A 26,725-nucleotide genomic window follows, 5' to 3' on the forward strand; every position below is an offset into this window, starting at 1 on the left:
CGCCGGGTCCGGGCGGGACCGGCGGCGTACGATCGAGTGCGTGACTGTGGCCCCAGAAGGACGCAAGCTGCTGCGGATCGAGACCCGAAACGCGCAGACGCCGATCGAACGCAAACCCAACTGGATCAAGACCCGGGCGAAGATGGGCCCGGAGTACACCGACCTCAAGGGCCTGGTGCGACGCGAAGGTCTGCACACGGTCTGCGAGGAAGCCGGTTGTCCCAACATCTACGAGTGCTGGGAAGACCGCGAGGCAACCTTCCTCATCGGTGGCGAGCAGTGCACCCGTCGCTGCGACTTCTGCCAGATCGACACCGGTAAGCCCACCGCGCTCGACCGCGACGAGCCGCGCCGTGTCGCCGAGTCGGTCCGCTCGATGGGTCTGCGCTACTCCACGATCACCGGCGTCGCCCGCGACGATCTGCCCGACGGCGGTGCATGGCTGTACGCCGAGACGGTGAAGCAGATCCATGCGCTCAACCCGGGCACCGGCGTCGAGAACCTGATCCCCGACTTCAACGGCAAGCCCGACCTGCTGCAGGAGGTCTTCGAGTCGCGCCCCGAGGTGCTCGCGCACAACGTCGAGACCGTGCCGCGGATCTTCAAGCGCATCCGTCCGGCCTTCCGCTACGAGCGGTCGCTCGACGTGATCCGGCAGGCGCGCGATTTCGGACTGGTCACCAAGTCCAACCTCATCCTCGGCATGGGCGAGACCCCGGAGGAGGTCACCGAAGCGCTGCACGACCTGCACGACGCCGGCTGCGACATCATCACGATCACCCAGTACCTGCGGCCCTCCCCGCTCCACCATCCGGTCGAGCGCTGGGTCAAGCCGCAGGAGTTCGTCGATCACTCCGAGACCGCCCGCGAGATCGGGTTCGCCGGTGTGATGGCCGGGCCGCTGGTGCGTTCGTCGTACCGCGCCGGTCGCCTGTACGCGCAGGCGATGGCCCATCACGGCCGCGAACTTCCCGCCGACCAGGCGCATCTCGCCGAGGAGGGCACGGCGTCCCAGGAGGCCGGTGCCGTTCTCGCACGCTTCGGCAACTGACCTCGCGCCGCGCGTCGCGGTAGGTCCTCGGGCGGCCCCGGTGGTGGTAAACGTGCCATCACCGGGGCCGTATCCTTGAGTACATGGCGAAGGGCAGCAAGACCGACAAGGAAGCGAAGGCTGCGGCGAAGGCCGCACGCAAGCAGGCGTCGAAGGAGCGTCGAACCCAGCTGTGGCAGGCGTTCCAGATCCAGCGCAAGGAGGACAAGGCACTCCTGCCGTGGATGATCGGTGCCCTCGTCGGTTCGATCGTGGTGTTCTTCCTCGTCGGCCTGATCTTCGGCATCCAGTGGTTCCTGCTGCCGGTCGGCATCCTCGTCGGCGTCCTGCTGGCCTTCATCATCTTCGGGCGCCGCGTGCAGAAGAGCGTGTATGCGAAGGCCGACGGCCAGGCCGGTGCGGCCGCGTGGGCGCTCGACAACCTGCAGGGCGCGTGGCGCGTGAGTCAGGCTGTCGCGGGCACCACCCAGCTCGACGCCGTGCACCGCGTCATCGGACGTCCCGGCATCATCCTCGTCGGTGAGGGCAATCCCGGTCGCGTGAAGGGCCTGATGGCCCAGGAGAAGAAGCGGGTCGCGCGTCTCGTCGGCGACACCCCGATCTACGAGTTCGTCGTCGGCAACGAGGAGGGCCAGATCCAGCTCTCCCAGCTGCAGAAGCGTCTGAACAAGCTGCCCCGCAACATCGACACCAAGCGGATGGACACCATCGAGGGTCGTCTGTCGGCGCTGAGCACGAAGAAGTCCGGGCCGGCCATGCCCAAGGGCCCGCTTCCCGCCGGCGCGAAGATGCGCAGCGTGCAGCGCACCATGCGTCGCCGCTGATCTGCCGAACTACACCGAAGGCCGCCTCTCGTCCCGGGGACGAAGGCGGCCTTCGGTGTGTGCGGAGAGTTTCCGGAGGTCAGCGCGAACGCACGACCGCGGTGCCCGTGGCGCGATCCTGGAGACCGCGACCGTCGATGTCGGTGACGAGCGCCGGCGCGATGAACACCAGCAGCACCTGACGTGCGAGCGCGCGCACGATGCCGACCCGCACGGGGGCGTCCACCCGCACGACCTGCAGCCCGGCGACGAACTGGCCGGGGGTGAACGAGAACAGGCTCACGCATCCCACGCCTACCACGAACCAGATGATGAGGGTGTACGACGACAGCAACGGACTCTCGAGCGGGTTGCCGCCGACGAGGCCGGCGGCGATCGCCATGGACATGAACCAGTCGACCGCGAGGGCGAGGACCCGGCGGACGGTGGGCACCATGGAGCCGGGGCCGTGTTCGGGGAGGCCGAGCAGCTGCCCGGGATAGTCCTGCTCCTGCTGGAGACCTTTGGGAAGCGCCGCAGCAGGCCCGGAAAGCCAACTGCCCGTCATGCGTGCCATGGCACCAGGATAAGCTCTCATGGGCGGACCGGCGTCGACCCGTGTTGGCAGTGGTGACTTATACCACCTTTTCGACCTCACAGCAGGACGAAAGCATGTGTAACACCCGCGAAACATAGGCTTGATGGACGGGCAACACCAGATCCATAACGTCTGATCCGACGCAGGCGCCCAGCACCCATGGCGCGCACCGACTGAAGGAGCACAAGCGTGGCGTTCACCACGGCCGAAGAGGTCATCAAGTACATCGCGGAAGAGAACGTCGAGTACGTCGATATCCGCTTCACGGACCTGCCCGGCATCGAACAGCACTTCTCGATCCCGGCGAAGGCGTTCAACGAGGACGTCTTCGAGGACGGCCTGGCATTCGACGGATCCTCCGTGCGGGGTTTCCAGTCCATCCACGAGTCGGACATGCTCCTGCTCCCCGATGTGACGACCGCCCGCATCGACCCCTTCCGTGCCGCCAAGACCCTGAACGTCAGCTTCTTCGTCCACGATCCGTTCACCCGCGAGTCCTACAGCCGCGACCCCCGCAACGTCGCGCGTAAGGCCGAGGAGTACCTGGTCAGCACCGGCATCGCCGACACCGCCTTCTTCGGTGCCGAGGCCGAGTTCTACATCTTCGACTCCGTCTCCTACGACTCGAAGATGAACGGCGCGTTCTACGAGCTCGACTCGATCTCCGGCTCGTGGAACACCGGCGCCGAGTACAACGCCGACGGCACCCCGAACCGTGGTTACAAGGTCCGCCCGAAGGGTGGCTACTTCCCCGTCGCTCCGTACGACCACTACGTCGACCTGCGCGACGAGATCTCCACCAACCTGCAGCTCGCCGGCTTCGAGCTCGAGCGCGGCCACCACGAGGTGGGCACCGGCGGCCAGGCCGAGATCAACTACAAGTTCAACACGCTGCTCTCCGCAGCCGACGACCTGCAGCTGTTCAAGTACATCGTCAAGAACACGGCGTGGAAGGCCGGCAAGACCGCCACCTTCATGCCGAAGCCGCTCTTCGGCGACAACGGCTCGGGCATGCACGTGCACCAGTCGCTGTGGAAGGACGGCAAGCCGCTGTTCCACGACGAGTCCGGCTACGCGGGTCTGTCCGACCTCGCCCGCTGGTACATCGGCGGCATCCTGCACCACGCGCCGTCGCTGCTCGCCTTCACGAACCCGACGATCAACTCGTACCACCGCCTGGTGCCGGGTTACGAGGCTCCGATCAACCTCGTGTACAGCCAGCGCAACCGTTCGGCCGCCGTGCGTATCCCGATCACGGGCAACAACCCGAAGGCCAAGCGCCTCGAGTTCCGCGCTCCCGACTCCTCGGGTAACCCCTACCTGAACTTCGCGGCGCAGATGATGGCCGGCCTCGACGGCATCAAGAACAAGATCGAGCCGCTCGCTCCGGTCGACAAGGACCTCTACGAGCTCCCGCCGGAGGAGGCCAAGAACATCCCGCAGGCTCCCACCAGCCTGTCGGCCGTGATCGACAACCTCGAGCGCGACCACGAGTACCTCACCGAGGGCGGCGTCTTCACCACCGACCTCATCGAGACCTGGATCTCGCTCAAGCGCGAGCAGGAGATCGCTCCGGTCAACCTGCGTCCGCACCCCTACGAGTTCCAGCTGTACTTCGACTGCTGAGTCGAGTCCGGTAAGCACTCTTCGAGAGGCCGTCCGTCCCTTCCGGGACGGGCGGCCTCTCGCCTTGTCCGCACCCTTTCCGTTCCGGCATCCGAGATGCGTTCGTTCGTCATCGAATCCGGCGAAATCGCGACCGATTCCAGAAAAGTGGTCCATAGTGGGCACGTGCCCACGACGCGGGATTTCTCCGAGCGGTTACGCGCAGCCGGTCTTCGCGTGACCCGACAGCGTCTGGCGGTGCTCGATGCGGCGCACGAGCACCCGCACGCCGATGCCGATCGCATCTTCGAAGCGGTCGGCGCCGTCGTTCCCGGCATCGGCCGGCACACCGTGTACGACATCCTCCACGCTCTCTCGGCACACGGTCTGCTCCGACGAATCCAGCCCGCAGGTTTCCACGCGCGGTACGAGGTGCGTGTCGGCGACAGCCATCACCACCTCGTCTGCCGGTCCTGCGCCGCGATCTCGGATGTCGACCACACCATCGGCGACTCGCGTTGCCTGTCTCCGGTGGACGACGCAGGTTTCGACGTCGACGAGGCGGACGTCGTCTTCTGGGGCCTGTGCCGCGACTGTTCGACAGACGATCCACGACAACAGCCCTGAATCGGTCCGATCGCCCCTGATCCGGAAGGAAACCGCAGTGTCCGAAAGCGAAAACCCGGCAGTCCCCTCCCCCGAGCCGTCACCGCACCGGCCCAGGACCAATCAGGACTGGTGGCCGGACCAGCTGGATCTGACGGTCCTGCACCAGCATTCACCGCTGTCCAATCCGTTGGAACCCGACTTCGACTACTCGAAGGAAGTCGAATCCCTCGACGTCGAGGCGCTCCGTCAGGATCTGATCGACCTGATGACGGATTCCCAGGACTGGTGGCCGGCCGACTTCGGCCACTACGGGGGTCTGTTCATCCGCATGAGCTGGCATTCGGCCGGCACCTACCGCATCGCCGACGGTCGCGGCGGCGGCGGCAAGGGTGCGCAGCGGTTCGCGCCGCTCAACAGCTGGCCCGACAACGTCAGCCTCGATAAGGCACGTCGCCTCCTGTGGCCGATCAAGAAGAAGTACGGCCGCAAGCTCTCGTGGGCCGACCTGCTGGTCTTCGCCGGCAACTGCGCCTACGAGTCGATGGGTTTCAAGACCTTCGGCTTCGCGTTCGGCCGCGAGGACATCTGGGAGCCCGACGAGGTCTTCTGGGGTCCGGAGGACACCTGGCTCGGCGACGAGCGCTACGCCGGTGAGCGTGAACTCCAGGGCCCGCTGGGCGCCGTCCAGATGGGTCTGATCTACGTCAATCCCGAAGGCCCGAACGGTAACCCGGAGATCCTCGCGTCCGGACGCGACATCCGGGAGACGTTCGGCCGGATGGCGATGAACGACGTCGAGACGGCCGCGCTCATCGTCGGCGGTCACACCGTCGGCAAGACGCACGGCGCCGCCCCGGCCGACAATCTCGGTCCCGAACCCGAGGGTGCCCCGCTCGAACAGCAGGGTCTCGGCTGGAAGAACTCGCACGGCACCGGTGCCGGTGGCGACACGATCACCAGCGGTCTCGAGGTCACCTGGACGCCGACTCCGACGAAGTGGGACAACAGCTTCCTCGAGACGCTGTACGCCTACGAATGGGAGAAGACCAAGAGCCCCGCCGGTGCGTGGCAGTGGACGCCGAAGGGTGGCGCCGGCGCGGACACTGTGCCCGACGCCCACGACCCGACGAAGAAGCACGCGCCGGGCATGCTCACCAGCGACCTCGCGCTGCGGTACGACCCCATCTACGGGGAGATCACCCGCCGCTGGCTCGATCATCCCGAGGAACTCGAGCAGGAGTTCGCCAAGGCGTGGTTCAAGCTGCTGCACCGCGACATGGGCCCGATCTCGCGGTACCGCGGACCGTGGATCCCGGAACCGCAGATCTGGCAGGACCCGGTGCCGGACGTCGACCACGAGCTGATCGACGACAGCGACATCGCGTCGCTCAAGGCGAAGGTCCTCGACTCGGCAGCGACGATCCCGCAGCTCGTCGCCACCGCGTGGGCGTCGGCCGCGAGCTTCCGCGGCACCGACAAGCGCGGCGGCGCGAACGGTGCACGGGTGCGGCTCGAACCGCAGAAGAACTGGGAGGCCAACGAACCCGAGCAGCTCGCACAGGTGCTGCAGATCCTCGAGGGCATCCAGCAGGACTTCAACGGCTCCGCCGGCGGCGGCAAGAAGGTCTCCCTGGCGGATCTGATCGTGCTCGCCGGTAACGCCGCGGTGGAGAAGGCCGCCGAGGATGCGGGACACGACATCACGGTTCCGTTCTTCCCCGGCCGCACCGATGCGAGCCAGGAGTGGACCGACGTCGAGTCGTTCGAGGTGCTCGAGCCGAAGCACGACGGTTTCCGCAACTACCTGCGCGGTGAAGAGAAGCTTCCGCCCGAGAAGCTGTTCCTCGAGCGCGCCAACCTGCTGACGCTGACCGCTCCCGAGACGACGGTGCTCGTCGGCGGTCTGCGTGCGCTCGGCGCGAATCACGGCGGCAGCAAGCACGGGGTCTTCACCGACCGCCCGCAGACCCTGACGAACGACTTCTTCGTCAATCTGCTCGACATGGGGACCGAGTGGAAGGTCTCGCAGAACAGCGAGGGCGTCTACGAAGGACGCGCTCGGGGATCGGACCAGGTCAAATACACCGCGACCGCCGTCGACCTGGTCTTCGGGCACAACTCGCAGCTGCGGGCGCTCGCCGAGGTCTACGCGACCGACGATGCCGGCCCGAAGTTCGTCCGCGATTTCGTCGCGGCCTGGACGAAGGTGATGAACCTGGATCGTTTCGATCTGAAGAAGTGACCGCGCCGGCGGTCCACGACCGCGCCTGACGCACCGTCCCGGAGCCACCCGTCGTGTTCGGCGGGTGGCTCCGTCGTGTGCAGGGGGTCGTGCGCAGGTCCGCCGAGCCGAAACCGACTGGACAGCCGTACTGCACACGGGTGTACCGTGAGGACACAGCTTTGGTGATGTTCGTCACACCCGCTCGCGGGGGAGTGGATGCGACGTGGTCCGTATCCGAACGACACGTCTCCTCGGGAGGCCACCATGCGTAGATCCCTCGTTTCGGCAGCATGCGCCGCTGTCATGCTGTCCCCCGTCCCTCTGTCCGTCGCACTCGCAGGCACCGCAGCGGCCCAGACCGACATCTCCGTCGTCGGCATGTCGCAGGAGCAGGCACAGCAGGTGCTCTCCGACGCGGGAGTCCCCTACATCATCCTCAACCGGTCCGGCAGCACCATGCAGAACTGCAGGGTGACCGAGCAACGCGACCGCGGCTACGACGTCGAGGTCGAGTACGACTGGGACCACGAGAACAAGGAGTGGGACAAGACCGAGGTCGAGGTCTGGCGAGGACTCGCACTCGTCGTCTTCTGCGACTGATGGTCCGTCAGTCCCAGAACACCCGCTCGACGACCGCCCGCGCCCGACGCGTGACGCGTAGGTAGTGGTCGAGGAACTCCGACGCGTCCTCACCACGCCATCCCGTCACGCGGGCAACGGCTTCGAGCAGCCGTCCCGGCCCGGGGAGCTGGTCGGTCGGTTTACCGCGGACGAGCACGAGACAGTTCCGCGCATCCGTCGCGGTGATCCATGCCGTGCGCAGGAGTTCGACGTCGGTCGCGCTGAGCAGCTCGGCCGCCCCGATGCCGCCGAGCGCCTCGAGCGTCGAGGTCGTGCGGAGCGCCGGGAGCCGGTAGGCGTGCTGGAGCTGCAGCAACTGCACGGTCCATTCGATGTCGGCGAGGCCTCCCCGTCCGAGTTTGGTGTGGGTGGCCGGGTCGGCACCGCGCGGCAGCCGTTCGGAGTCCACGCGTGCCTTGATGCGCCGGATCTCGCGGACGGCCTCCTGTGAGACCCCACCCTCGGGATACCGCACCTCGTCGATCATGTGCAGGAAACGCGTGCCGAGCTCGCGGTCGCCGGCGACGGCGTGGGCGCGCAGCAGCGCCTGCACCTCCCACACCTCGGCCCACTGCGTGTAGTAGGCCCGGTAGGACGCGAACGTCCGGACGATCGGACCGCTGCGACCTTCCGGACGCAGATCCAGATCGACCTCGAGCGGCGGGTCGGTGCTCGGTGCGCCGAGCAGTCGCCGTACCTGCTCGGCGATGCTCGTCGCCCACTTGACCGCATCGGTCTCGTCGGCGTCCGGCAGCGGGTCGCACACGAACAGCACGTCGGCGTCGGATCCGTAGCCGAGTTCGCCGCCACCGAGCCGGCCCATCCCGATCACCGCGATGCGCGCCGGTGCCGGTCCGCGGGACTGCTCGGAAGCCCGGATCACCGCGTCGAGCGCGGCTTCGAGGACACCCGCCCACACCGTGGACAGCGCCCGGCACACCTGCGGCACGTCGAGCATGCCGAGGATGTCGGCGCTCGCGACGCGCGCGAGTTCGGCACGTCGCAGCGAACGCGCGGCGGCGATGGCACGAGCAGGATCGGAGTACCGCGACGACGACGCGACGAGGGCACGCGCCACCTCGGGTGGGTTCGCCTCGAGCAGTCGCGGCCCGGTCGACGCGTCGGCGTACAGACGGATGACGTCGGGAGACTTCACCAGCAGGTCGGCGACATAGGCCGACGAGCCGAGCACCGTCATGAGACGTTCGGCGACGGCCGGCTCGTCGCGCAGCACCCGCAGGAACCAGACGGTGTCGTAGAGCGCGTCGGACAGTCGCCGGTAGGCCAGCAGACCGGCGTCGGGATCGGTTGTCTCACCGAGATATTCGAGCAACTGCGGGAGCAGCAGCGCCTGGATGCGCGCTTTGCGGGAGGCTCCCCCGGACAACGCCGCCAGATGTTCCATCGCGTGCTGCGGGCCGTTGTAGCCCAGCGCGGCGAGCTGGCGGACGGCCGCGTCGGGCGACAGCCGCAATGCTTCCTTGTCGAGCTTGCTCACCGAGTCCAGCAGCGGCCGGTAGAACAGGCGCGCGTGCAGTTTCCGGATCCGGGACGAGTTGCGCTTGATCTCCGATTCGAGGACGCCGAGCGCGTCCTTGCGTCCGTCCGGCCGCATGTGCGCGGCGCGCGCGAGCCACCGCAACGCCTCGCGGTCCTCCGGCGGCGGCAGGGTGTGGGTCCGCTTGAGCCGCTGAAGCTGCAGCCGGTGTTCGAGCAGGCGGAGGAACTCGTAGGACGCCCGCATGTTCGCGGCGTCGTCGCGCCCGACATACCCGCCGTCGGCGAGCGCACACAGCGCTTCGACGGTGTTGGGCACGCGCAGCGCTTCGTCGACGCGACCGTGCACGAGTTGCAGCAACTGCACGGCGAACTCGACGTCGCGGAGGCTGCCGCGTCCGAGCTTGAGTTCGCGTTCGCGCAACTCGGGGGGCACCATCTCCTCGACCCGGCGGCGCATCGCCTGCACGTCGGGCACGAAGTCCTCGCGTTCGGAGGCGGTCCACACCATCGGACTCAGGGCGTCGATGTACCGGCGGCCGAGGTCGAGGTTCCCGGTCATCGGCCGCGCCTTGAGCAGCGCCTGGAACTCCCAGGTCTTCGCCCACCGGTTGTAGTAGGCGACGTGGGATTCGAGGGTGCGGACGAGCTCACCGCGCTTGCCCTCCGGCCGCAGCGCGGCATCGACCTCGAAGAAGGCCGACGTCCCGATACGCATCATCTCCCCGGCGATCCGGCTCGCACGGGCATCGGCGGGTTCGGCGACGAAGACGACGTCGACGTCGCTGACGTAGTTCAGCTCGCGCGCACCGCACTTGCCCATCGCGATGACGGCGAGGTCGATCGGGCACGGACCCTCCGGGATCACCGTGGACACGGCCACCGCGAGGGCAGCGGTGAGCGCCGCGTCGGCGAGGTCGGCGAGCAGCGCCCCCACCTCGAGATAGGGCAGCACCGGTTCGTTCTCGACGACCGCCGCGAGGTCTGCGGCGGCGATCAACATGAGCTGGTCGCGGTAGGTGGTGCGCAACGCCGCGACGGCGTGCGGACCGACGAGCCCGGCCCGGTGGATCAGCCGGCCGGGACGCCCGTCGGGTTCGGGTTCGGCGTCGACGCTGTCGAGCATCCGCGCCGTGAAGGTGTGCTTGTCGGGCAGTGCCGTACCGCCCGCGAGCATCTTCCAGCGATCGGGATTGGCGACGACGTGGTCGCCGAGCGCCGACGACGCCCCGAACAACCCGAACAACCGGCCGCGCAGACGCGTGTCGGAGCGCAGCGCCGAGTCGAGCTCGGCCCAGTCGTCACCGAGCGCGTCGGCCAGGCGCGTGAGGGTGCGCAGGGCCAGGTCGGCGTTGGGGGCACGGGACAGCGCCCACAGCAGTTCGACGCTGTCGGCGTCGTTCCATCCGAGTCGAGCGAGCTCGGCGGGCGCGGTCGGCTCGACGAGGCCGAGCCGACCGGGGCCGGGAACTACCGAACGCGCGCTGGGCGGTCTCACCACGCTTCCATCGTCGCTTACAACCCCAGGTACTGCTCGAGTTCGAAGGGAGTGACCTGGCTGCGGTAGTTCTCCCACTCCCGCCACTTGTTGCGCAGGAAGTAGTCGAAGACGTGCTCACCGAGGGTTTCGGCGACCAGCTCGGACTTCTCCATCTCGCGCAGCGCGATGTCGAGATCGGTGGGCAGTTCGCGGTAGCCCATGGCGCGACGCTCGGCGGAGGTCAGCGACCACACGTCGTCCTCGGCCTCGGGAGCGAGCTCGTAGCCCTTCTCGATGCCGCGCAGACCGGCCGCGAGAAGCACCGCGAAGGTCAGGTAGGGGTTGCACGCCGAGTCCGGGGTACGGATCTCCACACGACGCGACGACGCCTTGTTCGGCGTGTACATCGGGACGCGGACGAGCGCGGACCGGTTCGACGGGCCCCAGCACGCGGCCGTGGGGGCTTCTCCCCCGTGCACGAGACGCTTGTACGAGTTGACCCACTGGTTGGTGACGGCACTGATCTCGTTGGAGTGCTCGAGGACACCGGCGATGAACGCCTTGCCGGTCGCCGAGAGCTGCAGCGGGTCGTCGGGGTCGTGGAAGGCGTTGGTCTCGCCCTCGAACAGCGACATGTGGGTGTGCATCGCGGAACCGGCGTGGTCGCGGAAGGGCTTGGGCATGAACGTCGCCCGCACGCCCTCCTGCATCGCGATCTCCTTGACCACGTAGCGGAAGGTCATGACGTTGTCGGCCATGGACAGCGCGTCGGCGTAGCGCAGGTCGATCTCCTGCTGGCCGGGTGCGGTCTCGTGGTGGCTGAACTCCACCGAGATGCCCATGGACTCGAGAGCGTCGATCGCGTGGCGCCGGAAGTGCGGGGCCGAGCGGTGCACGGACTGGTCGAAGTAGCCGCCGATGTCGGCCGGGACGGGGGCGCCGCCCTCGGGGCCGTCCTCGACGAGGAAGAACTCGATCTCGGGGTGCACGTAGCAGCTGAAGCCGAGATCGGAGGCCTTGTTGAGCTGGCGGCGCAGCACGTGGCGGGGGTCGGCCCAGCTGGGGGTGCCGCCGGGCATGGTGATGTCGCAGAACATCCGGGCCGAGTACTGGTGACCCCGGTCGTCGACCCAGGGCAGCACCTGGAAGGTGGTGGCGTCGGGACGCGCGACCATGTCGGCTTCGGAGATCCGGGAGAAGCCTTCGATGGCCGAGCCGTCGAATCCGATGCCCTCCTCGAAGGCGCCTTCGAGTTCGGCCGGCGCGATCGCCACCGACTTGAGGGTGCCGACGACGTCGGTGAACCACAGGCGCACGAACCGAATGTCGCGCTCTTCGAGGGTGCGGAGCACGAACTCCTTCTGGCGATCCATACTCGCGAGACTAGGCACAATCCGTTAATTCCGTGTTACATCAGGTGACACTTGCGGATGGCGTGTCGCTCACGCCCGTCGACGCTCAGCAGTGAGGATCACTTTCCGGCACCGTCGAATCCACAAGATAGCTGGTCACGGCGGTGTCGACGCACGCGTTGCCGTCCAGGGCGACGGTGTGCTGAGTTCCCTCGAAGGTCACCAGGACACCGCCGAGCCTGGCGGCGAGTTCGACTCCTGCGCCGTAGGGCGTCGCCGGATCGCCGGTTGTCGAGACCACGAGCACGGGCGGCAGATCGCGGACGTCGGGGGTGTGCGGCTCCCCCGTCGCCGGAACGGGCCAGAAGGCACACACGTCCAGGGCCGCCGATCCGGTGCCGCGGCCGTCGTCGAGGAAGGGGGCAGCCGCGCGGAACCGCATGTCGAGTTCGCCGGCCAGGGCCCGGTCGGTCACCGGCGGGTCGTCGACGCACCGGACGGCGTTGAAGGCGTCGGTGATGTTGCTGTAGGTGCCGTCCTCGGCGCGGCCCTCGTAGAGGTCGGCGAGTCGCAGCAGGGTGTCGCCCGTGCCGGTGGTCGCGAGCGACTCCAGCCCGCCGCGCAGCGAACCCCACAGGGTCGGCGAGTACAGGCCCTGCTGCACACCGGTGATGGCGTCGCGGTGGCTCAGTCCGCGAGGGTCGGTGGTGGGTGCCGGAGCGTCGAGCAGCGGGTCGACGAGGCTGCGAAACCGCTCGGCGGCCCGGGCCGGATCGGTGCCGAGCGGGCACCCGGCGTACTGCGCGCAGTACGCCGCGAATTCGTCGAAGGCCTTCTGGAAGCCCTCGGCCTGCAACACGATCTCCTCGACCGGGTCCTGTTCCGGATCGATCGCGCCGTCGAGCACCATCGCCCGCACCCGGCCCGGGAATGCCTCGGCGTAGAGGGTGCCGAGGCGGGTTCCGTAGGAGTAGCCGAGATAGGTCAGCGCGTCGTCCCCGAGGACGCCGCGGAGGACGTCCATGTCCTGCACGACCTCCCGGGTGCCCAGGTGCGCGAGCAGATCGGTGCCGTTGCGTTCGGCGCACAACTCCGCGTACTCGCGATTGCGCTTCTCCGTCGCGGCGATGCCCTCGGGGCTCGTGTCCCCGTCGTCCACAGCGCGGTCGGCGTCGAACTCGGCGTCGGTGAGACAGCGGACCGCCGGTTCGGACGAGCCGACACCGCGGGGGTCGAAGCCGACCACGTCGAAGCGGTCGGCGAGGACGGTGCCGTCGGCCGCGAGCGCGGTGGACAGTCCCGAGGCGCCCGGGCCGCCGGGGTTGACGAGCAGGGAACCGATCCGGTCGCCACCGGCGGGCAGTCGCGACACCGCGAGGGTGATCACCTCACCGTTCGGGTCCTCGTAGTCGAGGGGAACCTCGATGCGTGCGCACTCGACACCCTGACGCACCATCATCGGCCCGTCGGCGCCGTACGAGCTGCACGACTCCCAGTCGACGTCCTGCTCGTAGAACCGCTCGAGTCCCGGAACCACTCCGACCGCCGACGGTTGCCGCTCCTCCTGCGCGGTGTCACCGCACGCGGTCGCCGCGGCAGCGGCCACGAACGCCAGGACGGACAGACGACGGATGCGCGCGCGAGCAGGGTGGGGCACGATCCGATCGTGCCACGCTCCGGCCTGCCTGCAGCGGCACGACCTGCACTCCCTCCCGAACGGTCGTGCGGTGTGACGAATCGCACCGCTGCGCGGTCTTCGTGCGCCCGGACCCGAGTGGCAGACTGAGACAGTCATCACCCGACCCGGGGACCCCGAGGGCCTCGAGGAAGAAAGGGACAGTGATGTCCGACAACGTGACGTCCGTATACGGTGGCGCGGCCTCCGCCGCAGCCCCTGCCGACACCCCCAAGCGCAAGACGCGAGTCCATCACCTGCAGGCGATGAAGGCCGAAGGCCGCCGCTGGGCAGAGTTGACGGCCTACGACTACTCCTCCGCCCGCATCTTCGAGGAGGCCGGTATCCCCGTCCTGCTCGTGGGCGATTCCGCAGCCAACGTCGTCTACGGCTACGACACCACGGTGCCCGTGACCGTCGACGAACTCCTCCCCCTCGTCCGCGGTGTCGTGCGCGGTGCCCCGCACGCGCTCGTCGTCGCCGACCTGCCGTTCGGCTCGTACGAGGCCTCGCCCGAACAGGCCCTCGCCACGGCTGTGCGGTTCATGAAGGAGGGCGGCGCCCACGCGGTGAAGCTCGAGGGCGGCGAGCGGATGGCTCCGCAGATCGCCGCGATCACCGCCGCCGGCATCCCCGTGCAGGCACACATCGGCTTCACCCCGCAGTCCGTGAACACGCTCGGCGGCTTCCGGGTGCAGGGCCGCGGCGACGGCGCCGAGCAGCTCGTCGCCGACGCGATCGCCGTCCAGGAGGCGGGTGCCTTCTCCGTCGTGATGGAGATGGTGCCGGCCGAGCTGGCCGGGCAGGTCACCCGCAAGCTGAGCATCCCCACGGTCGGCATCGGTGCCGGCAACGAGTGCGACGCCCAGGTGCTCGTCTGGCAGGACATGGCCGGCTACACCAGCGGCAAGACCGCGAAGTTCGTCAAGAAGTTCGGGCAGGTCGGCGACGAACTGCGCCGCGCCGCAACACAGTACGCAGCAGAGGTTGCGCAGGGCACCTTCCCGGGGCCCGAGCACTCCTTCTGACGATCTCCGGGGACGGGCACCATCGACGCGGTCGGTGGTGCCCGTCTCGTTTTCTCGACAGCCCCGCGATCGGTGGGCAGACTCGACGACGACCCGACCCCACGATCACCGAGGTGCCGATGACCCAGACCCGACTCCGACTCGTTCCGGCTGTGCTCGCAGCGATCGCCCTGACGGGCACCCTCGCCGCATGCGGGACCGCACAGGATCCGGCGCCCACCGGAACGTCGACCGATTCCGCGGTCGAGACGTCGAGTCCGGCCGAGTCGACGCGCTCGGCGCCGACGACGGGGTCGTCGTCCGAGGCCGGAGCGGGTGGCTTCACCGAGGCGCAGGCCGCAGATCTGTGCGCACGCCTCGAAGACCAGCTGTCGAACTGGCGCACCTACACCCCGTCGGTGGGCCGCGGTGGCCTCAACATCCTGGTCGGCGAATGGGGGGCGGCGAACGGTGTCGACCTCGTCGCGCTTGCGGGCGACCGGGGCCGCATCGATGCGGCGACCTCCGCGCAGTGCCCGGAGGTGCGCGAGGAGGCCGTGCAGGCACTCGAGATCCCCGATCTCGCGTCGGGCCTCGTCGGGTTCTGATCCGTGGAGCGACGCGAACTGTATCCGCCGGTCGAGCCGCACGAGACGGGCATGCTCGACGTCGGTGACGGCCAGCAGCTGTACTGGGAGGTCAGCGGTAATCCGCAGGGCAAGCCCGTGGTCTTCCTCCACGGCGGTCCGGGCGGCGGCACCGCGCCGCAGCACCGGCGCTTCTTCGACCCCGCCGCCTACCGGATCGTGTTGTTCGACCAGCGTGGCTGCGGCCGGTCGCAACCCCACGTGGCCGACGGCGCCGACCTGTCGGTCAACACCACCGACCATCTGGTCGCCGACATCGAGCGGCTGCGCACCTTCCTCGGCGTGGACCGGTGGATGGTCTTCGGCGGGTCGTGGGGCTCGACGCTCGCCCTCGCCTACGCCCAGCGGCACCCGGAGCGCGTCACCGAACTCGTCCTGCGCGGGATCTTCCTGCTGCGCCGCAGCGAGATCGACTGGTACTACAACGGCGGCGCCGGGCAGCTGTTCCCCGAGGCGTGGGAAGGCTTCTGTGCCCCGCTCGCGGCCGCAGAGCCGGGCGAGCATCCCGTGGACGTCTACCACCGCCTGCTGCACTCGAACGATCCGGACGTCGCCCTGGACGCGGCGATCGCGTGGTCCACCTGGGAGGGCGCCACGAGCTCACTGCTTCCGAACCCGGATCGCGTCGCGGAGACGGCCGAACCCCGGTTCGCGCTGGCCTTCGCGCGCATCGAGAACCACTACTTCCACCACCGCGGCTTCTTCGACGAGGGCGCACTCCTGCGCGACGCGCATCTGCTGCGCGACATCCCGGGCGTGATCGTGCAGGGCCGCTACGACGTGGTGTGCCCGGCGCGCAGCGCGCACGACCTGCACGAGGCATGGCCGTCCTCCCGTCTGCACATCGTCGACGATGCGGGACACGCGGCGACCGAACCGGGGATCGTGCACCGGCTCGTCGAGGCCACCGACGGCTTCCGCTGACCCGGATCGGTCGGGCATCCGCCGGCGCGGATCAGGCGGGCAGCCGCCGGGGCGGATCAGTCCGGCAGCCGCCCGAAGCCGACCACGGCGTCGTCCCCGGTCACGTCGAGTTCGTGGACGCGGATGCGGCCCATCTCGTTGCCGCCGACGGTGATCGCGGAATCACCGTCGACGGCGACGACGATGTTCGTGTGCTCGCGCTGACCGACGCCGATCCCGTTGTGGTACAGCACCACATCGCCGACCTCCGGCCGGTGGCCCGTGCCCGCCGGTTCGTAGCGGCCGGCCTGTTCGTAGAACTCCTGGAGCGTGAACACACCGGGGATCCGCCAGTGCCCCGAATGCGGATTGGACAGTGGCACACCGGCTTCCCGCATGATCCAGCTGACGAAGTCGGCACACCACGGTTCGCGGACACCCTCCGAGTAGAACGTGCCGGGATGTTGCGCCTCGTGTTGTTCCTCGAGCAGTTCGACGATCCGCACCTTCGTCGGCGACAACGCCGAGGTGTCGATCTCCGGGAATGCCGCACTGTCCCACGGGAACAGCCGGTTCGGCAGGATCCACCACACGAGCAGCGCGAGCACCGCACACAGTGCGAGCACAACGGCGAGGACGGCAGCGACCGGCCGTCGCCGCCGCGTCGTCTCACCGGTCATGGTCGAAGCGGATCTTGCGTGCCTGCGGGTCGGCGAGGGTGAGCCGCACCCGCACCGTGCCGCCCTCCTCCGGCGCACCGCCGCACGGGCCGATGACGGTCTCGGAGGCGACGAACACCTCCGCGTCGCGCCGCTCGGTGGCCTCCTTCAGGACCGTCGCCTCGAAGGTCTCCCCCACCCGCGGCGCGAGCACGACCGCCTCGGTCAGGTCGATGCATGCCCGGTTCACCTTCCCGGCGAGCGAATCGGTCGACGACATGATCTTCGGCATCGCGGACAGTTCGGCGCGGACCGCCTCCGGGACGTCCCGGCCCGACGACACCGCGAGACACACCTCGGTGGCGTAGCGGTCGGACAACCGGCGCAGCGGCGCGGTGACGTGCGCGTAGGGCGCACCGATCGCGCCGTGCAGGATCGTCTCGGGCAGTTCACCGTCGAACGCCGCATACGACGCCCCGCGCAGCAGCGTCGGCGCTTCGCTCATCAGCACGAGCGTCTTCGGGTCGTTGGCGTCGAGCGAGGCGAGGAAGGCACCGACACCGAGCCCCGACGGCCACGGCACGTCCAGCGACCGCGCGGTGCGGCGCAGAGCATCGACCGCGGCGGGATCGGCGGGCGGGAGCGTGCGCAGCAGGCCGACCCGCGCGTCGATCATCATCTGCGCGGCGCACATCCCGGTGAGCAGCGAGATCTCCGAGTTCCACTCGTCGGCCTCGGTGCGCGGCTCGATCTGCAGCGTCCAGCCGTCGCCGTGCTGCACGACGTCCTGCGCGGGCAGGCGCAGTTCGATCGCTCCACGAGCGAGCGCCGCGGCCGCCCGCAACCGCCCGAAGTCGGGCAACGCCTCGACGGACGGATGCAGCCGGCCCGCGTCGGCGTCGCGCTGCACTCCGGCGTAGTCCATGCGTGCGACCGACCGGACGAGGGCGCGCCGCACACTCACCGCGACGGGCTCGGCGCGGTGGTCGGTCTCGATCCGCCACAGCGCCGCCGGACGGCCGGCGTCCGGCAGCAGGCTCGCGGTGCCCTCGGACAGCTCGCGCGGATGCAGCGGCACGGAGCCGTCGGGCAGGTAGAAGGTCTGCCCACGGCGGTGTGTCTCGGCGTCCAGCGCGCCACCCGGTTCGACGAGTGCGTACACGTCGGCGATCGCGTAGTGCAGTACGAAGCCGTCGTCGGTGCGTTCGAGGTGCAGTGCCTGGTCGAGGTCCATCGATCCGGGTGGGTCGATGGTCACGAGAGGAAGATCGGTGCGGTCCTCACGGACGTCCGCGTAGCGGTCGGTCGCGTGTCGCGCCTCGGCGAGTGCGTCCGGCGAGAACTCGTCGACAAGGTCGAATTCGGCGCGCACGTCGGCGAAGTCGATCGCAGGCGCGACGACGATGGGAGTGGTCACCACGATGCTCGTGAACTCCTGGTGGTCCGGATGCTCGTCGTCGAACTCAGCCGTTCTTCCAGTCGTCGTCGGCGGCGTCGGCCGCCTTGTTCCGTTCTGCCGCGATCTCCAGCGCCCGCTGAGCGGTCTCCCTGTCCGGGTAGGGACCCATGCGGTTGAGGGCGTGCGGATCCTTGCCCTGGGAGACCTTCCCGGTGCGCACGTCGTAGTACCAGCCGTCGTCGCTCATGGTCTCAGTGTGCCCGAATCGCGCCTGTCTGTACGGACAACCCGTCGGCAGGCGTGGCGCGGTACTGTCGGGCCGCACACCCGTGCTCGATGTCCGAACGAAGGAGCAAGCAATGTCCTACATCCTCTACGACGCGTTGCTGCCCTGGCTGGGTCCGGATGCGGCCTCGTACTGGGCGCACCTGCTGGTCATCGATCCGATCTGACCCGACCGGTAGCAACGCGGTGGGATCGGGAGACGCCGGGCGAACGAGCCGGCCTGTAAGCCGGATCCTGTCCCCCGCCGAAACGGGGTGGCGACCATCCATCTGGGCACACCGTCGCCGGGTACCTCGAGCGGTTCACCCGCAGGCTCGGGCGAGCAGCCCTCGAACACCTGCGCAGCCGCACCGCACGCGGTGCGACCTTCAACCTTGCTCCGGGCGGGGTTTACCTAGCCGCCCCGGTCACCCGGGGCGCTGGTGCGCTCTTACCGCACCCTTTCACCCTTACCTGCCGTACGGCAGGCGGTTTGCTTTCTGTGGCACTGTCCCGCGAGTCACCTCGGGTTGCCGTTAGCAACCGCCCTGCTCTGTGGAGTCCGGACTTTCCTCGATTCAGGGCCTGGCACCATGCGGTACCGGTTCCCTGCTCCGCGGCCGCCCGGCCGACTCGTTCGCTCGACCAGACTAGCCCGCGGTGTGTCGGCGCCGCCAACTACGGTGCACTCATGACGCGACTCGTGGCCCTGCTGCGCGGAATCAACGTCGGCGGCATCCGAATCCGGATGGCCGATCTGAAGGAGGTCTTCGTCGGCCTCGGCTTCGAGAACGTCCGCACCGTCCTCGCCTCCGGCAACGTGCTCTTCGACGCCGCGGACGACCCCGCCACCGCGAAGGCCGCGATCGAGGCCGCGCTCACCGAGCGGTTCGGTTACGAGGCCTACACCTTCGTCGTCGAGCAGTCGTATCTCGCGCGGGTCGTCGAGGCGTATCCCTTCGACGCCGCACGCACCGACCGGCATTCGTACGTCGTGTTCGCCTCCGATCCCGCCGCGCTCGAACCGCTGGCCGCCCTCGCGGACGATCTCGATCCGGACCTCGAATGCATCGAAGCGGGCGAGGGTGTCCTCTACTGGCAGGTCGTGAAGGGGGCGACGCTCGACAGTGCCGTGGGGAAGCAGTCGGGTTCGGCCCGGAACAAGGCGACGACGACCGTCCGGAATCTCAACACGCTGCGGCGACTCGTCTGACCGAGCAGGTCACCGGCCTGCCGCTTCATCGGGAGGATCCATTGCACCTGCGTACAGACTGCAGGTAGCGTCCCTCCTCGACGTTCGTTCCGTTCGGAAGGTCCAGGATGCGCAGACGCACCGGAGTATTCGCCTCGATCGCCGCGGCCGCGCTCCTCGCGACCACACCGACAGTGGCGAACGCGGAGTCGGACACCGACTTCTACACGCCCCCTCCGGCCTTCGAGACGGCGCCGCTCGGCGACGTCCTGCGCACCGCACCGTCGGTCGCCGCCGTCGTCCCGAACACCCCGGCCGTCCTCGACGCGGCCGTCACCCGCGTGATGTACCGCAGCACGAACGCCACCGGGGGTCCGGTCGCCACCGTCGGCACCGTGCTCGTCCCGTCGCAACCGGGGTCCGGCCCCGGACCCCGGCCCACCGTCGTGCTCGGTCCCGGCACGCAGGGCATGGGCGACCAGTGCGCACCGTCGAAGCTCATGACCTTCGGCCAGGAGTACGAGTACATCCACATCGGTCCGATGCTCGCGGCCGGTTACGCCGTCGCGGTCACCGACTACGAAGGACTCGGCACACCCGGCGTGCACCCCTATCTCAACCGCGAGTCGCAGGGACGGGCGATGCTCGACCTCGCGCGCGCCACCCGGTCGCTCGGCGATCTCGGTCTCGACCCCGACGGCCCGATCGCGTTCTGGGGATACTCGCAGGGCGGCATGGCATCCGCATCGGCTGCCGAACTCGCCTCGACGTACGCCCCCGAACTGTCGGTGGTCGGCGCCGTGGCGGGCTCACCGCCCGCCGACCTGGGCGATCTCGCCGTGGCCGGCGACGGATCCCTGCTCTCCGGCGGGATCGGCTGGGTCGTCGACGGTTTCATCTCGGCCTACCCCGAGCACGCCCCGTCGCTGCTGGCGGCGTTCAATCCTGCCGGACTCGACGTCCTGCGTCGTGCCGAGACGTCCTGCGTCTTCGACGCGTTCACCCTGAATCCGTTCGGGCAGACCTCGTCGTACACGGTCGACGGACGGCCCATCGCCCAGCACCTCGGTGACGAGCCGTGGGCGTCGCTGGTCGCCGAGCAACAACTCGGCAACCGCGCCCCGTCGATGCCGGTCTTCGTGGCGCAGAGCACCGGCGACGACTTCGTGCTCGTGCAGGGTGTCGACACGATGGTCGACAAGTGGTGCTCGGCCGGCGCCGACGTCACCTACCGCCGCTACGACGTCGGACCCGTCCTGACGAAGACCGGGACGGGCCACCTGATCGGCATGTTCCCGGCCGTCGTCGAAGGCCTCGACTGGCTCGCTCAGCGATTCGCCGGCCAGGAATCCCGGTCCGGTTGCACCACCTGACATCCCCGCCGGAAAAAATTTTCCGGCAACCGTGTAACACGGTCGGGCGGCCGACAGATAAGCCTGATGAGTGGCCGCGCAGGCAACCCCCCGACATGTCTGCGCGGCCACTTTTCGTTTCGCGACCGCTACCCGTTCACAGGTGCGAGGTGTCGTTGACGAGCCGCACCGACGAGCCACCGTCCGCGTAGAACTCGGTGATGCTGAGCGACGCGAGATCCAGGTGCAGGCGGTACAGCAGCGACGGCCCCGATTCGAGCGCCATCTGCAGGAACGTCTTGATGGGCGTGACGTGCGAGACGACGAGCACGGTCGTGCCGGCGTAGTCGGTCAACAGGTCGTCGCGCACCGACGCGATCCGCTTGGCCACCTCGTCGAAGCTCTCGCCGTTCGGGGGTCGCACGGAGGTGTCGCCGAGCCAGCGCCGGTGCAGTTCGGGGTCGCGACGAGCGGCCTCGGCGAAGGTGAGACCCTCCCAGTCGCCGAAATCCGTCTCGATGAGTCCGTCGTGCACCGTCACCGGGAGATCGAGGGCGTCCGCGGCCGCAGCGGCGGTCTCCCGCGCGCGCCCCAGTGGAGACGACAGCACCGCGGTGATCCCCCCACGGGCACCGAGCCGCCGGGCCGCGGCGACCGCCTGGTCGCGACCGAGTTCGGTGAGCTCCGGGTTGCCCCGCCCCGAGTAGCGACGCTCGACCGACAGCGAGGTCTGCCCGTGACGCAGCAGCAGCAGACGGGTCGGTGTCCCGACCGCACCGGTCCAGCCGGGCGAGGCGGGAACGGCCGGATCCGGCACCGGCACGACCGGCGGGGTCGTGACGTTCTCCGTCCGCGCGCCCACCTGCACCGGGCGCGCCACGGTGTCGGACGCGACGTCCAGCATCGCTTCGGCCGCCGCGTCCATCGCGGCGTTGGCCAACCGGTCGGCGTGGGCGTTCTCAGCACGCGGGATCCACGTGTAGTCGACACTGCGGAACCGGCCGGCCAGCTCACGTGCCCGCGCGGCCAGCGGGATCATGTCGGCATGCTTGACCTGCCACCGGCCGCTCATCTGTTCGACGACGAGCTTGGAATCCATACGGACGTGCACTTCGTCGGCGCCCAGTTCGGCGGCGGCGGTGAGACCGGCGATCAGGCCCTTGTACTCGGCGACGTTGTTCGTCGCGCGCCCGATGCTCGCCTGACGTTCGGCGAGGACGGTGCGATGGTCGGCATCGAAGACCACGGCACCGTAGCCGGCCGGTCCGGGATTCCCGCGGGAACCGCCGTCCGCTTCGACGACGACCGTCGTCACAGCCCGGATTCCTTGGTGCGGACCAGGATCGCGTCGCACTCCGGGCACCGGACCAGCAGGTCGGCGGGTGCGGCGGCGATCCGGGCGATCACACCGCGGTCGAGCTCGATACGGCACGCGCCGCAACGACGGGCCTGCAACAGTGCGGCGCCGATGCCGGACTTCTCGCGCTGCTTCTCGTAGAGGGTCACCAGTTCCGCGGGGAAGACGGCGAGCAGTGCCTCGCGGTCGCTGCGGCACCGCTGCTCGGCCACCTCGATGTCGGCGAGCGCCTCGTCGCGGGCGCGGACGGCGTCGCCGAGCTGGTCGTCGACCTGCGAAACCTGCGCGCCGGCGTGGTCGTGGTCGGCCTTCGACGCCTCGCGTCGCTCCATGACCTCGAGCAGGTCGTCCTCGAGTGCCGCCTGACGACGCTCGAGGCTGGTGAGCTCGTGCTGCAGTTCGGTGAGCTGCTTCGATCCCACCGAGCCGCTCTGGAGCATCGACCGGTCGCGGTCGGCGCGCATGCGCACGGCCTCGATCTCGCCCTCGAGCTTCCGGATGTCCCGGTCGAGGTCGTCGAGGATGATCTCGACGGCCACCGCGGCGTCCTTGCGCGCGTTGCGCTCGGTCTGCAGGCGGTCCACCTCCTGCTGTTCGGGCAGTGTCCGACGGCGATGCGCGAGGCGGTTCAGCTCTGCGTCCACGGCGGCGAGGGACAGCAGCTTGGCCTGCACGGTGGGTTCGACGTTCACTCGGGTGGTTCCTGCTTTCGATGGTGGGCCGGGAGTCGGCGGCCACGCGGGACGTGTCGTAGCTGATTACCGTACCGCGCCCGCCGCGGTCGTCCAGGGATCGGTGCGCAACTCGCTGACCCGCGCCTGCCAGCCGTCCCGATCGGCGAACGCCCCGTCGAGGACGTCGCGGGCCTGCGCGCACCACGGGTACTCGCTCGCCCAGTGCGCGACATCCACCAGCGCGGGACCTCCGGCGCGCAGATGCTCGTCGGCGGGATGGTGCCTCAGATCGGCGGTGACGTAGACGTCGGCACCCTGCGCGGTGGCGAGTCCGAGGAAGGAATCACCGGATCCGCCGCACACCGCCACGGTCCGCACCGGCCGCTCGGGGTCGCCCGCACCGCGCACACCCCATTCGGTGGCCGGCAGTGCGGCGGCGACGTCGGCAGTGAACTCGCGCAACGTGCGGGTGTGCGGCAGCTCCCCCACCCGGCCCAGACCGCGATCGCTCGGCAGGTCGGCGAGTTCGATGATGTCGAAGGCCGGTTCCTCATAGGGGTGCGCATCGCGCAGGGCCGCGAGCACCGCCGCGCGCGACCGGCGCGGCGCGATGACCTCGATCCGGTCCTCGGGGACGCGTTCGAGGTCACCGACCGAGCCGATGGCCGGATCCGCGCCGTCGACCGGGCGGAACTGGCCGGTGCCCGTGGTGGACCAGCAGCATTCGCGGTAGTTGCCGAGGGCACCCGCGCCCGCCGCGAACAGTCCCGCGCGCACCGCGTCGGCGGCGTCGGACGGCACCATGACGACCCACTTGTCGGTCGCCGGTTCGGGCTTGGCCTCGAGCGGTCGCAGCCCGGTCAGGCCCAGCGCCCCGGCGAGCGCGTCCGAGACGCCGGGGTTCGCGCGGTCGGCGTTGGTGTGCGCGGTGAACAGGGCGCAGCCGCCGCGGATGAGGCGGTGGATCAGCGCGCCCTTGGGGGTGTGCGCGCCCACGGTGTCGACTCCGCGCAGCAGCAGCGGGTGGTGCACGAGCAGCAGTTGCGCGCCCCATTCGAGTGCCTCGTCGACGACGGCCGCGGTCGCGTCGACGGCGAGCAGCACCTTGCGCACCGGCTCGTCGGGGTCGCCGGCGACGAGTCCCACCGAGTCCCAGCTCTCCGCCAGCGACGGCGGGTAGGCCGTCTCCAGAACGTCGATCACCTCACGCAGCGTCGCCGCCGTCACGTCCACCTCCAGCTGGTCCGCTCTCTCCTACGCGCACGACCCTACGCGGCGGAAGACCGGACGAACGGGGAGAATGGCCCGGTGACCGTTCTCGCTGCCACCCAGCCGCTCGTGCTCCCCGCTCCCGTCGTCCTGTTCGATCTGGACGGCACGCTCACCGATTCCGCGACCGGGGTGATCAACGGGTTCCTCCACGCCGCCGAGACGACCGGTTTCGAGGCACCCGACGGCGACCTGCAGTGGCTGCTCGGACCGCCCATGCGCGACACCCTGCAGAATCTCGGACTCGACGAGGAGCAGGTCGCTGCGGGACTCGCGGCCTACCGGGACTACTACTCCGCGACCGGCTGGGCGGAGAACGCCGTCTTCGACGGCATCGACGCGGTGCTCGAGGCCGTGCGCGGGGCCGGGAGCCGCCTGGCGGTGGCGACGTCGAAGTCCCAGACGTTCGCCGAGCGGATCCTCGACCACTTCGGTCTGACCGGATACTTCGAGTTCATCGGGGGTGCGAGCGACGACGGCGCCCGGCGGCACAAGTGGGAGGTCGTCGCGCACAGCCTCACCGCTCTCGGGATCGAGCCGCAGGATGCCGAGGCCGGTGGCACGACCGGTGTGGTGATGGTGGGCGACCGCGAGCACGACATCCACGGTGCGGGCCGGTTCGGCATCCCCACGGTCTTCGTCGAGTGGGGCTACGGCACCGAGACCGAAGGTCGTGCGGCGGCGCGGACGACCGCCTCGGTCCAGGAACTGCGGGAGGTGCTCACGGGTGGACGCTGACGACCGCTTCCACGTGACCTTCGTGTGCACCGGCAACATCTGCCGGTCGCCGATGGCCGAGAAGATCTTCGCGGAGCACCTGCGGCGGGAGGGACTCGACGACCGGGTCCGGGTGAGCAGCGCCGGCACGCACGGCTGGCACGTCGGGTCGGAGGCGGATCCGCGCACCGACGCGGTGCTGCAGCGGCACGGCTATCCGACCGGTCACCGCGCCGCGAAGCTCGGTGCCGAGCACCTGTCGGCCGACCTCGTCGTCGCCATGACCACCACCCACGAGCGGGCACTGGCGCAGCTCGGTGTCCCGTCCGATCGCCGTGTGCTGCTGCGTTCGTTCGATCCCGACGCCGACGACGATTCGGTGCCCGATCCGTACTACGGCTCCCTCGACGAGTTCGAGCAGGTCCGCGAGCAGATCGAAGCCGCTGTTCCGGGCCTGCTCGAGCGGGTGCGGCAGCAGTGAGACGCACCTCACCGGCTACCGTGGATCTGTGCGCCGATTGACATTTCTCCTACGCCCCGGCTGGTTGGTCCTGGCACTGGTGGTCGTCGGCTTCGCCTACGCGTGCTTCACGGTCCTCGCGCCGTGGCAGCTCGGTAAGAACACGAGCACCGAGGACCGCAACGGCCGCATCTCTGCGTCGATGGCACAGGACCCGGTTCCCGTCGGCGAACTGCTGGGCGGCGACGGTCCGACGATCGAGGACGAGTGGCGCCGCGTGCTCGCGCAGGGCTCTTATCTGCCCGAGTCGGACGTGCTCGTGCGGTTGCGCAACGTCGAGTCGCGGCCGGCCTACGAGGTGCTGACCCCGTTCGTCCTCGATTCCGGTGGCACGATCCTGGTCAACCGCGGGTACGTGCGTCCCGTGCGCGGCACCGAGATCCCGGAGATCCCGGTCGCGCCGTCCGGCACCGTCACCCTCGACGCCCGCATCCGGATGTCCGAGGGAACGGTCGAGGACAAGGCCCCCTTCGTGGACGCCGGCTACCAGCAGGTGTACTTCATCGACGCCCCGCAGGTCGCGTCCATCACGGGTCTCGACCTCGAGGACGTCTACCTGCAGCTCGACGCCGATCAGCCCGGTGGTCTCGGCGTGATCCCGCTCCCCCAGCTCGACTCCGGCCCGTATTTGTCGTACGGCCTGCAGTGGCTGGCGTTCGGGATCATGGCTCCGCTGGGTCTGGGCTACTTCGTGTGGGCCGAGCTGCGGGAGCGCAGGAAGACCAAGGGTCAGCAAGACGGTGGTGACGCAGCCGGGGCCCCGGCGGAAGCGGCACCGCGCACCGCGAGCGAGAAGCTCGCCGATCGATACGGCCGGCCGCGGTGACCGAGCCGACCACCCTGCCCCGATTCGAGGAGCTCCCGATGTACGCGACCGTCGACGACTACCTGGCCGACAAGGATCCGGCCGCCGTCGATGTGTTCCGGCACGTGCGCGCCATGATCCTCGACCTCGGCGACGACGTCACCGAGCACGTCCACGCGTCGGAGATCTCCTGGTCGCGGGGTCGCCCGTTCGCGGCGGCGTTCGTCTACGCCTCGCGTCTCGAGGTGGCCCTGGACCTGCCGCGGCGCATCCACCACGCGACGCTGCGTGAGGCGTTCCCGAAGAAGGGGACGGTCACGACGCACCGCCTGAGCGTCTCGTCGGTCGACGAACTCGACGACCACTTCGTGGAGTTGCTCGACGTCGCCTACCGCACCGCGGCGGAACCGCGCGACTGACGCCCCACGGCTCCCTTCCGCACGAA

At 69.2% G+C, this 26,725-nt stretch carries 25 protein-coding genes and 1 other RNA gene; 15 read left to right on the forward strand and 11 right to left on the reverse strand.

The window, feature by feature from the left end:
* The first annotated feature begins 40 nt into the window (after window positions 1-40).
* The gene (gene lipA, locus ACPCXD_RS15000) at window positions 41-1,051 is read left to right on the forward strand and encodes a lipoyl synthase (RefSeq protein WP_026061742.1); all 1,011 of its coding nucleotides are present in this window, start codon (window positions 41-43) and stop codon (window positions 1,049-1,051) included.
* Window positions 1,052-1,134: 83 nt separating this feature from the next.
* Entirely contained in the window at window positions 1,135-1,875 is a 741-nt protein-coding gene (locus ACPCXD_RS15005; protein WP_016694973.1) for a DUF4191 domain-containing protein, read from the forward strand.
* A gap of 79 nt (window positions 1,876-1,954) precedes the next feature.
* Here the strand turns inward: ACPCXD_RS15005 and ACPCXD_RS15010 are convergent, their stop codons facing one another.
* Entirely contained in the window at window positions 1,955-2,431 is a 477-nt protein-coding gene (locus tag ACPCXD_RS15010; RefSeq protein ID WP_016694972.1) for an RDD family protein, read from the reverse strand.
* A 210-nt stretch (window positions 2,432-2,641) separates the two neighbouring features.
* On the opposite strand from ACPCXD_RS15010, the gene glnA reads away from it, so the two are divergent.
* The 4 genes from glnA (at window position 2,642) to ACPCXD_RS15030 (ending at window position 7,490) form a co-directional block, all read left to right on the forward strand.
* A complete protein-coding gene (gene glnA / locus ACPCXD_RS15015; protein ID WP_016694971.1) occupies window positions 2,642-4,078 on the forward strand; it encodes a type I glutamate--ammonia ligase in 1,437 nt (478 codons plus the stop codon).
* A gap of 216 nt (window positions 4,079-4,294) precedes the next feature.
* Window positions 4,295-4,684: a Fur family transcriptional regulator gene (locus ACPCXD_RS15020; RefSeq protein WP_016694970.1), complete on the forward strand. Its 390-nt coding sequence runs from the start codon at window positions 4,295-4,297 to the stop codon at window positions 4,682-4,684.
* 37 nt (window positions 4,685-4,721) lie between these two features.
* Entirely contained in the window at window positions 4,722-6,908 is a 2,187-nt protein-coding gene (katG, locus tag ACPCXD_RS15025; protein ID WP_172414878.1) for a catalase/peroxidase HPI, read from the forward strand.
* 246 nt (window positions 6,909-7,154) lie between these two features.
* Entirely contained in the window at window positions 7,155-7,490 is a 336-nt protein-coding gene (locus ACPCXD_RS15030; RefSeq protein WP_039958655.1) for a hypothetical protein, read from the forward strand.
* 7 nt (window positions 7,491-7,497) lie between these two features.
* On the opposite strand, the gene ACPCXD_RS15035 is transcribed toward ACPCXD_RS15030, so the two are convergent.
* The 3 genes from ACPCXD_RS15035 to ACPCXD_RS15045 form a co-directional block, all read right to left on the reverse strand.
* A complete protein-coding gene (locus tag ACPCXD_RS15035) occupies window positions 7,498-10,509 on the reverse strand; it encodes a bifunctional [glutamine synthetase] adenylyltransferase/[glutamine synthetase]-adenylyl-L-tyrosine phosphorylase (protein ID WP_423660152.1) in 3,012 nt (1,003 codons plus the stop codon).
* Window positions 10,510-10,523: 14 nt separating this feature from the next.
* On the reverse strand, window positions 10,524-11,861 hold the full coding sequence (locus tag ACPCXD_RS15040) for a glutamine synthetase family protein (protein WP_016690827.1): 1,338 nt from the start codon (window positions 11,859-11,861) through the stop codon (window positions 10,524-10,526).
* A gap of 85 nt (window positions 11,862-11,946) precedes the next feature.
* Window positions 11,947-13,497 carry an alpha/beta hydrolase gene (locus ACPCXD_RS15045; RefSeq protein WP_088897258.1) on the reverse strand — a complete coding sequence of 517 codons (1,551 nt, stop codon included), beginning with the start codon at window positions 13,495-13,497 and terminating at the stop codon, window positions 11,947-11,949.
* Between the two features lie 185 nt (window positions 13,498-13,682).
* On the opposite strand from ACPCXD_RS15045, the gene panB reads away from it, so the two are divergent.
* The 3 genes from panB to pip all read left to right on the forward strand — a co-directional run bounded on the left by panB (window position 13,683) and on the right by pip (window position 16,093).
* A complete protein-coding gene (gene panB / locus ACPCXD_RS15050; protein WP_016690829.1) occupies window positions 13,683-14,543 on the forward strand; it encodes a 3-methyl-2-oxobutanoate hydroxymethyltransferase in 861 nt (286 codons plus the stop codon).
* 119 nt (window positions 14,544-14,662) lie between these two features.
* Complete coding sequence (locus ACPCXD_RS15055; protein ID WP_423660155.1) at window positions 14,663-15,130, forward strand: hypothetical protein; 468 nt, start codon at window positions 14,663-14,665, stop codon at window positions 15,128-15,130.
* Between the two features lie 51 nt (window positions 15,131-15,181).
* Complete coding sequence (pip, locus tag ACPCXD_RS15060; RefSeq protein ID WP_420714497.1) at window positions 15,182-16,093, forward strand: prolyl aminopeptidase; 912 nt, start codon at window positions 15,182-15,184, stop codon at window positions 16,091-16,093.
* A gap of 56 nt (window positions 16,094-16,149) precedes the next feature.
* Here pip and ACPCXD_RS15065 read toward each other — a convergent pair whose 3' ends face one another.
* The 4 genes from ACPCXD_RS15065 to rnpB form a co-directional block, all read right to left on the reverse strand.
* Window positions 16,150-16,752 carry a CHAP domain-containing protein gene (locus ACPCXD_RS15065; protein WP_088897254.1) on the reverse strand — a complete coding sequence of 201 codons (603 nt, stop codon included), beginning with the start codon at window positions 16,750-16,752 and terminating at the stop codon, window positions 16,150-16,152.
* Window positions 16,742-18,151 carry an RNB domain-containing ribonuclease gene (locus ACPCXD_RS15070; RefSeq protein WP_160875580.1) on the reverse strand — a complete coding sequence of 470 codons (1,410 nt, stop codon included), beginning with the start codon at window positions 18,149-18,151 and terminating at the stop codon, window positions 16,742-16,744. Before ACPCXD_RS15070 ends, ACPCXD_RS15065 begins: the two co-directional genes overlap by 11 nt.
* A 43-nt stretch (window positions 18,152-18,194) precedes the next feature.
* On the reverse strand, window positions 18,195-18,377 hold the full coding sequence (locus ACPCXD_RS15075) for a hypothetical protein (protein WP_006554424.1): 183 nt from the start codon (window positions 18,375-18,377) through the stop codon (window positions 18,195-18,197).
* A gap of 245 nt (window positions 18,378-18,622) precedes the next feature.
* An RNA gene (gene rnpB / locus ACPCXD_RS15080) (RNase P RNA component class A) lies at window positions 18,623-19,030 on the reverse strand.
* A gap of 55 nt (window positions 19,031-19,085) precedes the next feature.
* Between rnpB and ACPCXD_RS15085 the strand changes: the two genes are divergently transcribed.
* Together ACPCXD_RS15085 and ACPCXD_RS15090 are read left to right on the forward strand one after the other, a co-directional pair.
* Window positions 19,086-19,607 carry a DUF1697 domain-containing protein gene (locus tag ACPCXD_RS15085; RefSeq protein ID WP_088897252.1) on the forward strand — a complete coding sequence of 174 codons (522 nt, stop codon included), beginning with the start codon at window positions 19,086-19,088 and terminating at the stop codon, window positions 19,605-19,607.
* Between the two features lie 107 nt (window positions 19,608-19,714).
* Window positions 19,715-20,959 (forward strand): lipase family protein, encoded by a 1,245-nt coding sequence (locus ACPCXD_RS15090; protein ID WP_423660159.1) that lies wholly within the window; start codon window positions 19,715-19,717, stop codon window positions 20,957-20,959.
* Between the two features lie 136 nt (window positions 20,960-21,095).
* On the opposite strand, the gene ACPCXD_RS15095 is transcribed toward ACPCXD_RS15090, so the two are convergent.
* The 3 genes from ACPCXD_RS15095 to ACPCXD_RS15105 all read right to left on the reverse strand — a co-directional run bounded on the left by ACPCXD_RS15095 (window position 21,096) and on the right by ACPCXD_RS15105 (window position 24,202).
* Entirely contained in the window at window positions 21,096-22,253 is a 1,158-nt protein-coding gene (locus tag ACPCXD_RS15095) for a bifunctional RNase H/acid phosphatase (RefSeq protein ID WP_160875584.1), read from the reverse strand.
* On the reverse strand, window positions 22,250-22,987 hold the full coding sequence (locus ACPCXD_RS15100; protein ID WP_016690838.1) for a zinc ribbon domain-containing protein: 738 nt from the start codon (window positions 22,985-22,987) through the stop codon (window positions 22,250-22,252). Before ACPCXD_RS15100 ends, ACPCXD_RS15095 begins: the two co-directional genes overlap by 4 nt.
* 66 nt (window positions 22,988-23,053) lie before the next feature.
* Window positions 23,054-24,202 (reverse strand): Nif3-like dinuclear metal center hexameric protein, encoded by a 1,149-nt coding sequence (locus ACPCXD_RS15105; RefSeq protein ID WP_088897249.1) that lies wholly within the window; start codon window positions 24,200-24,202, stop codon window positions 23,054-23,056.
* Window positions 24,203-24,277: 75 nt separating this feature from the next.
* On the opposite strand from ACPCXD_RS15105, the gene ACPCXD_RS15110 reads away from it, so the two are divergent.
* The 4 genes from ACPCXD_RS15110 to ACPCXD_RS15125 are packed head-to-tail and all read left to right on the forward strand — an operon-like array spanning window position 24,278 to window position 26,699.
* Window positions 24,278-24,976, forward strand: a complete 699-nt coding sequence (locus tag ACPCXD_RS15110) for an HAD hydrolase-like protein (RefSeq protein WP_088897248.1) — start codon at window positions 24,278-24,280, stop codon at window positions 24,974-24,976.
* Window positions 24,966-25,436: a low molecular weight protein-tyrosine-phosphatase gene (locus ACPCXD_RS15115; protein WP_016690841.1), complete on the forward strand. Its 471-nt coding sequence runs from the start codon at window positions 24,966-24,968 to the stop codon at window positions 25,434-25,436. The genes ACPCXD_RS15110 and ACPCXD_RS15115 overlap by 11 nt, the downstream gene beginning before the upstream one ends.
* 28 nt (window positions 25,437-25,464) lie before the next feature.
* Window positions 25,465-26,301, forward strand: a complete 837-nt coding sequence (locus ACPCXD_RS15120) for an SURF1 family cytochrome oxidase biogenesis protein (RefSeq protein ID WP_172414876.1) — start codon at window positions 25,465-25,467, stop codon at window positions 26,299-26,301.
* Window positions 26,298-26,699, forward strand: a complete 402-nt coding sequence (locus ACPCXD_RS15125; protein WP_016690843.1) for a DUF5655 domain-containing protein — start codon at window positions 26,298-26,300, stop codon at window positions 26,697-26,699. Before ACPCXD_RS15120 ends, ACPCXD_RS15125 begins: the two co-directional genes overlap by 4 nt.
* Window positions 26,700-26,725: the final 26 nt, after the last annotated feature.

This window comes from Rhodococcus sp. AB351 (assembly GCF_049538275.1).
Taxonomy (GTDB): domain Bacteria; phylum Actinomycetota; class Actinomycetes; order Mycobacteriales; family Mycobacteriaceae; genus Rhodococcus.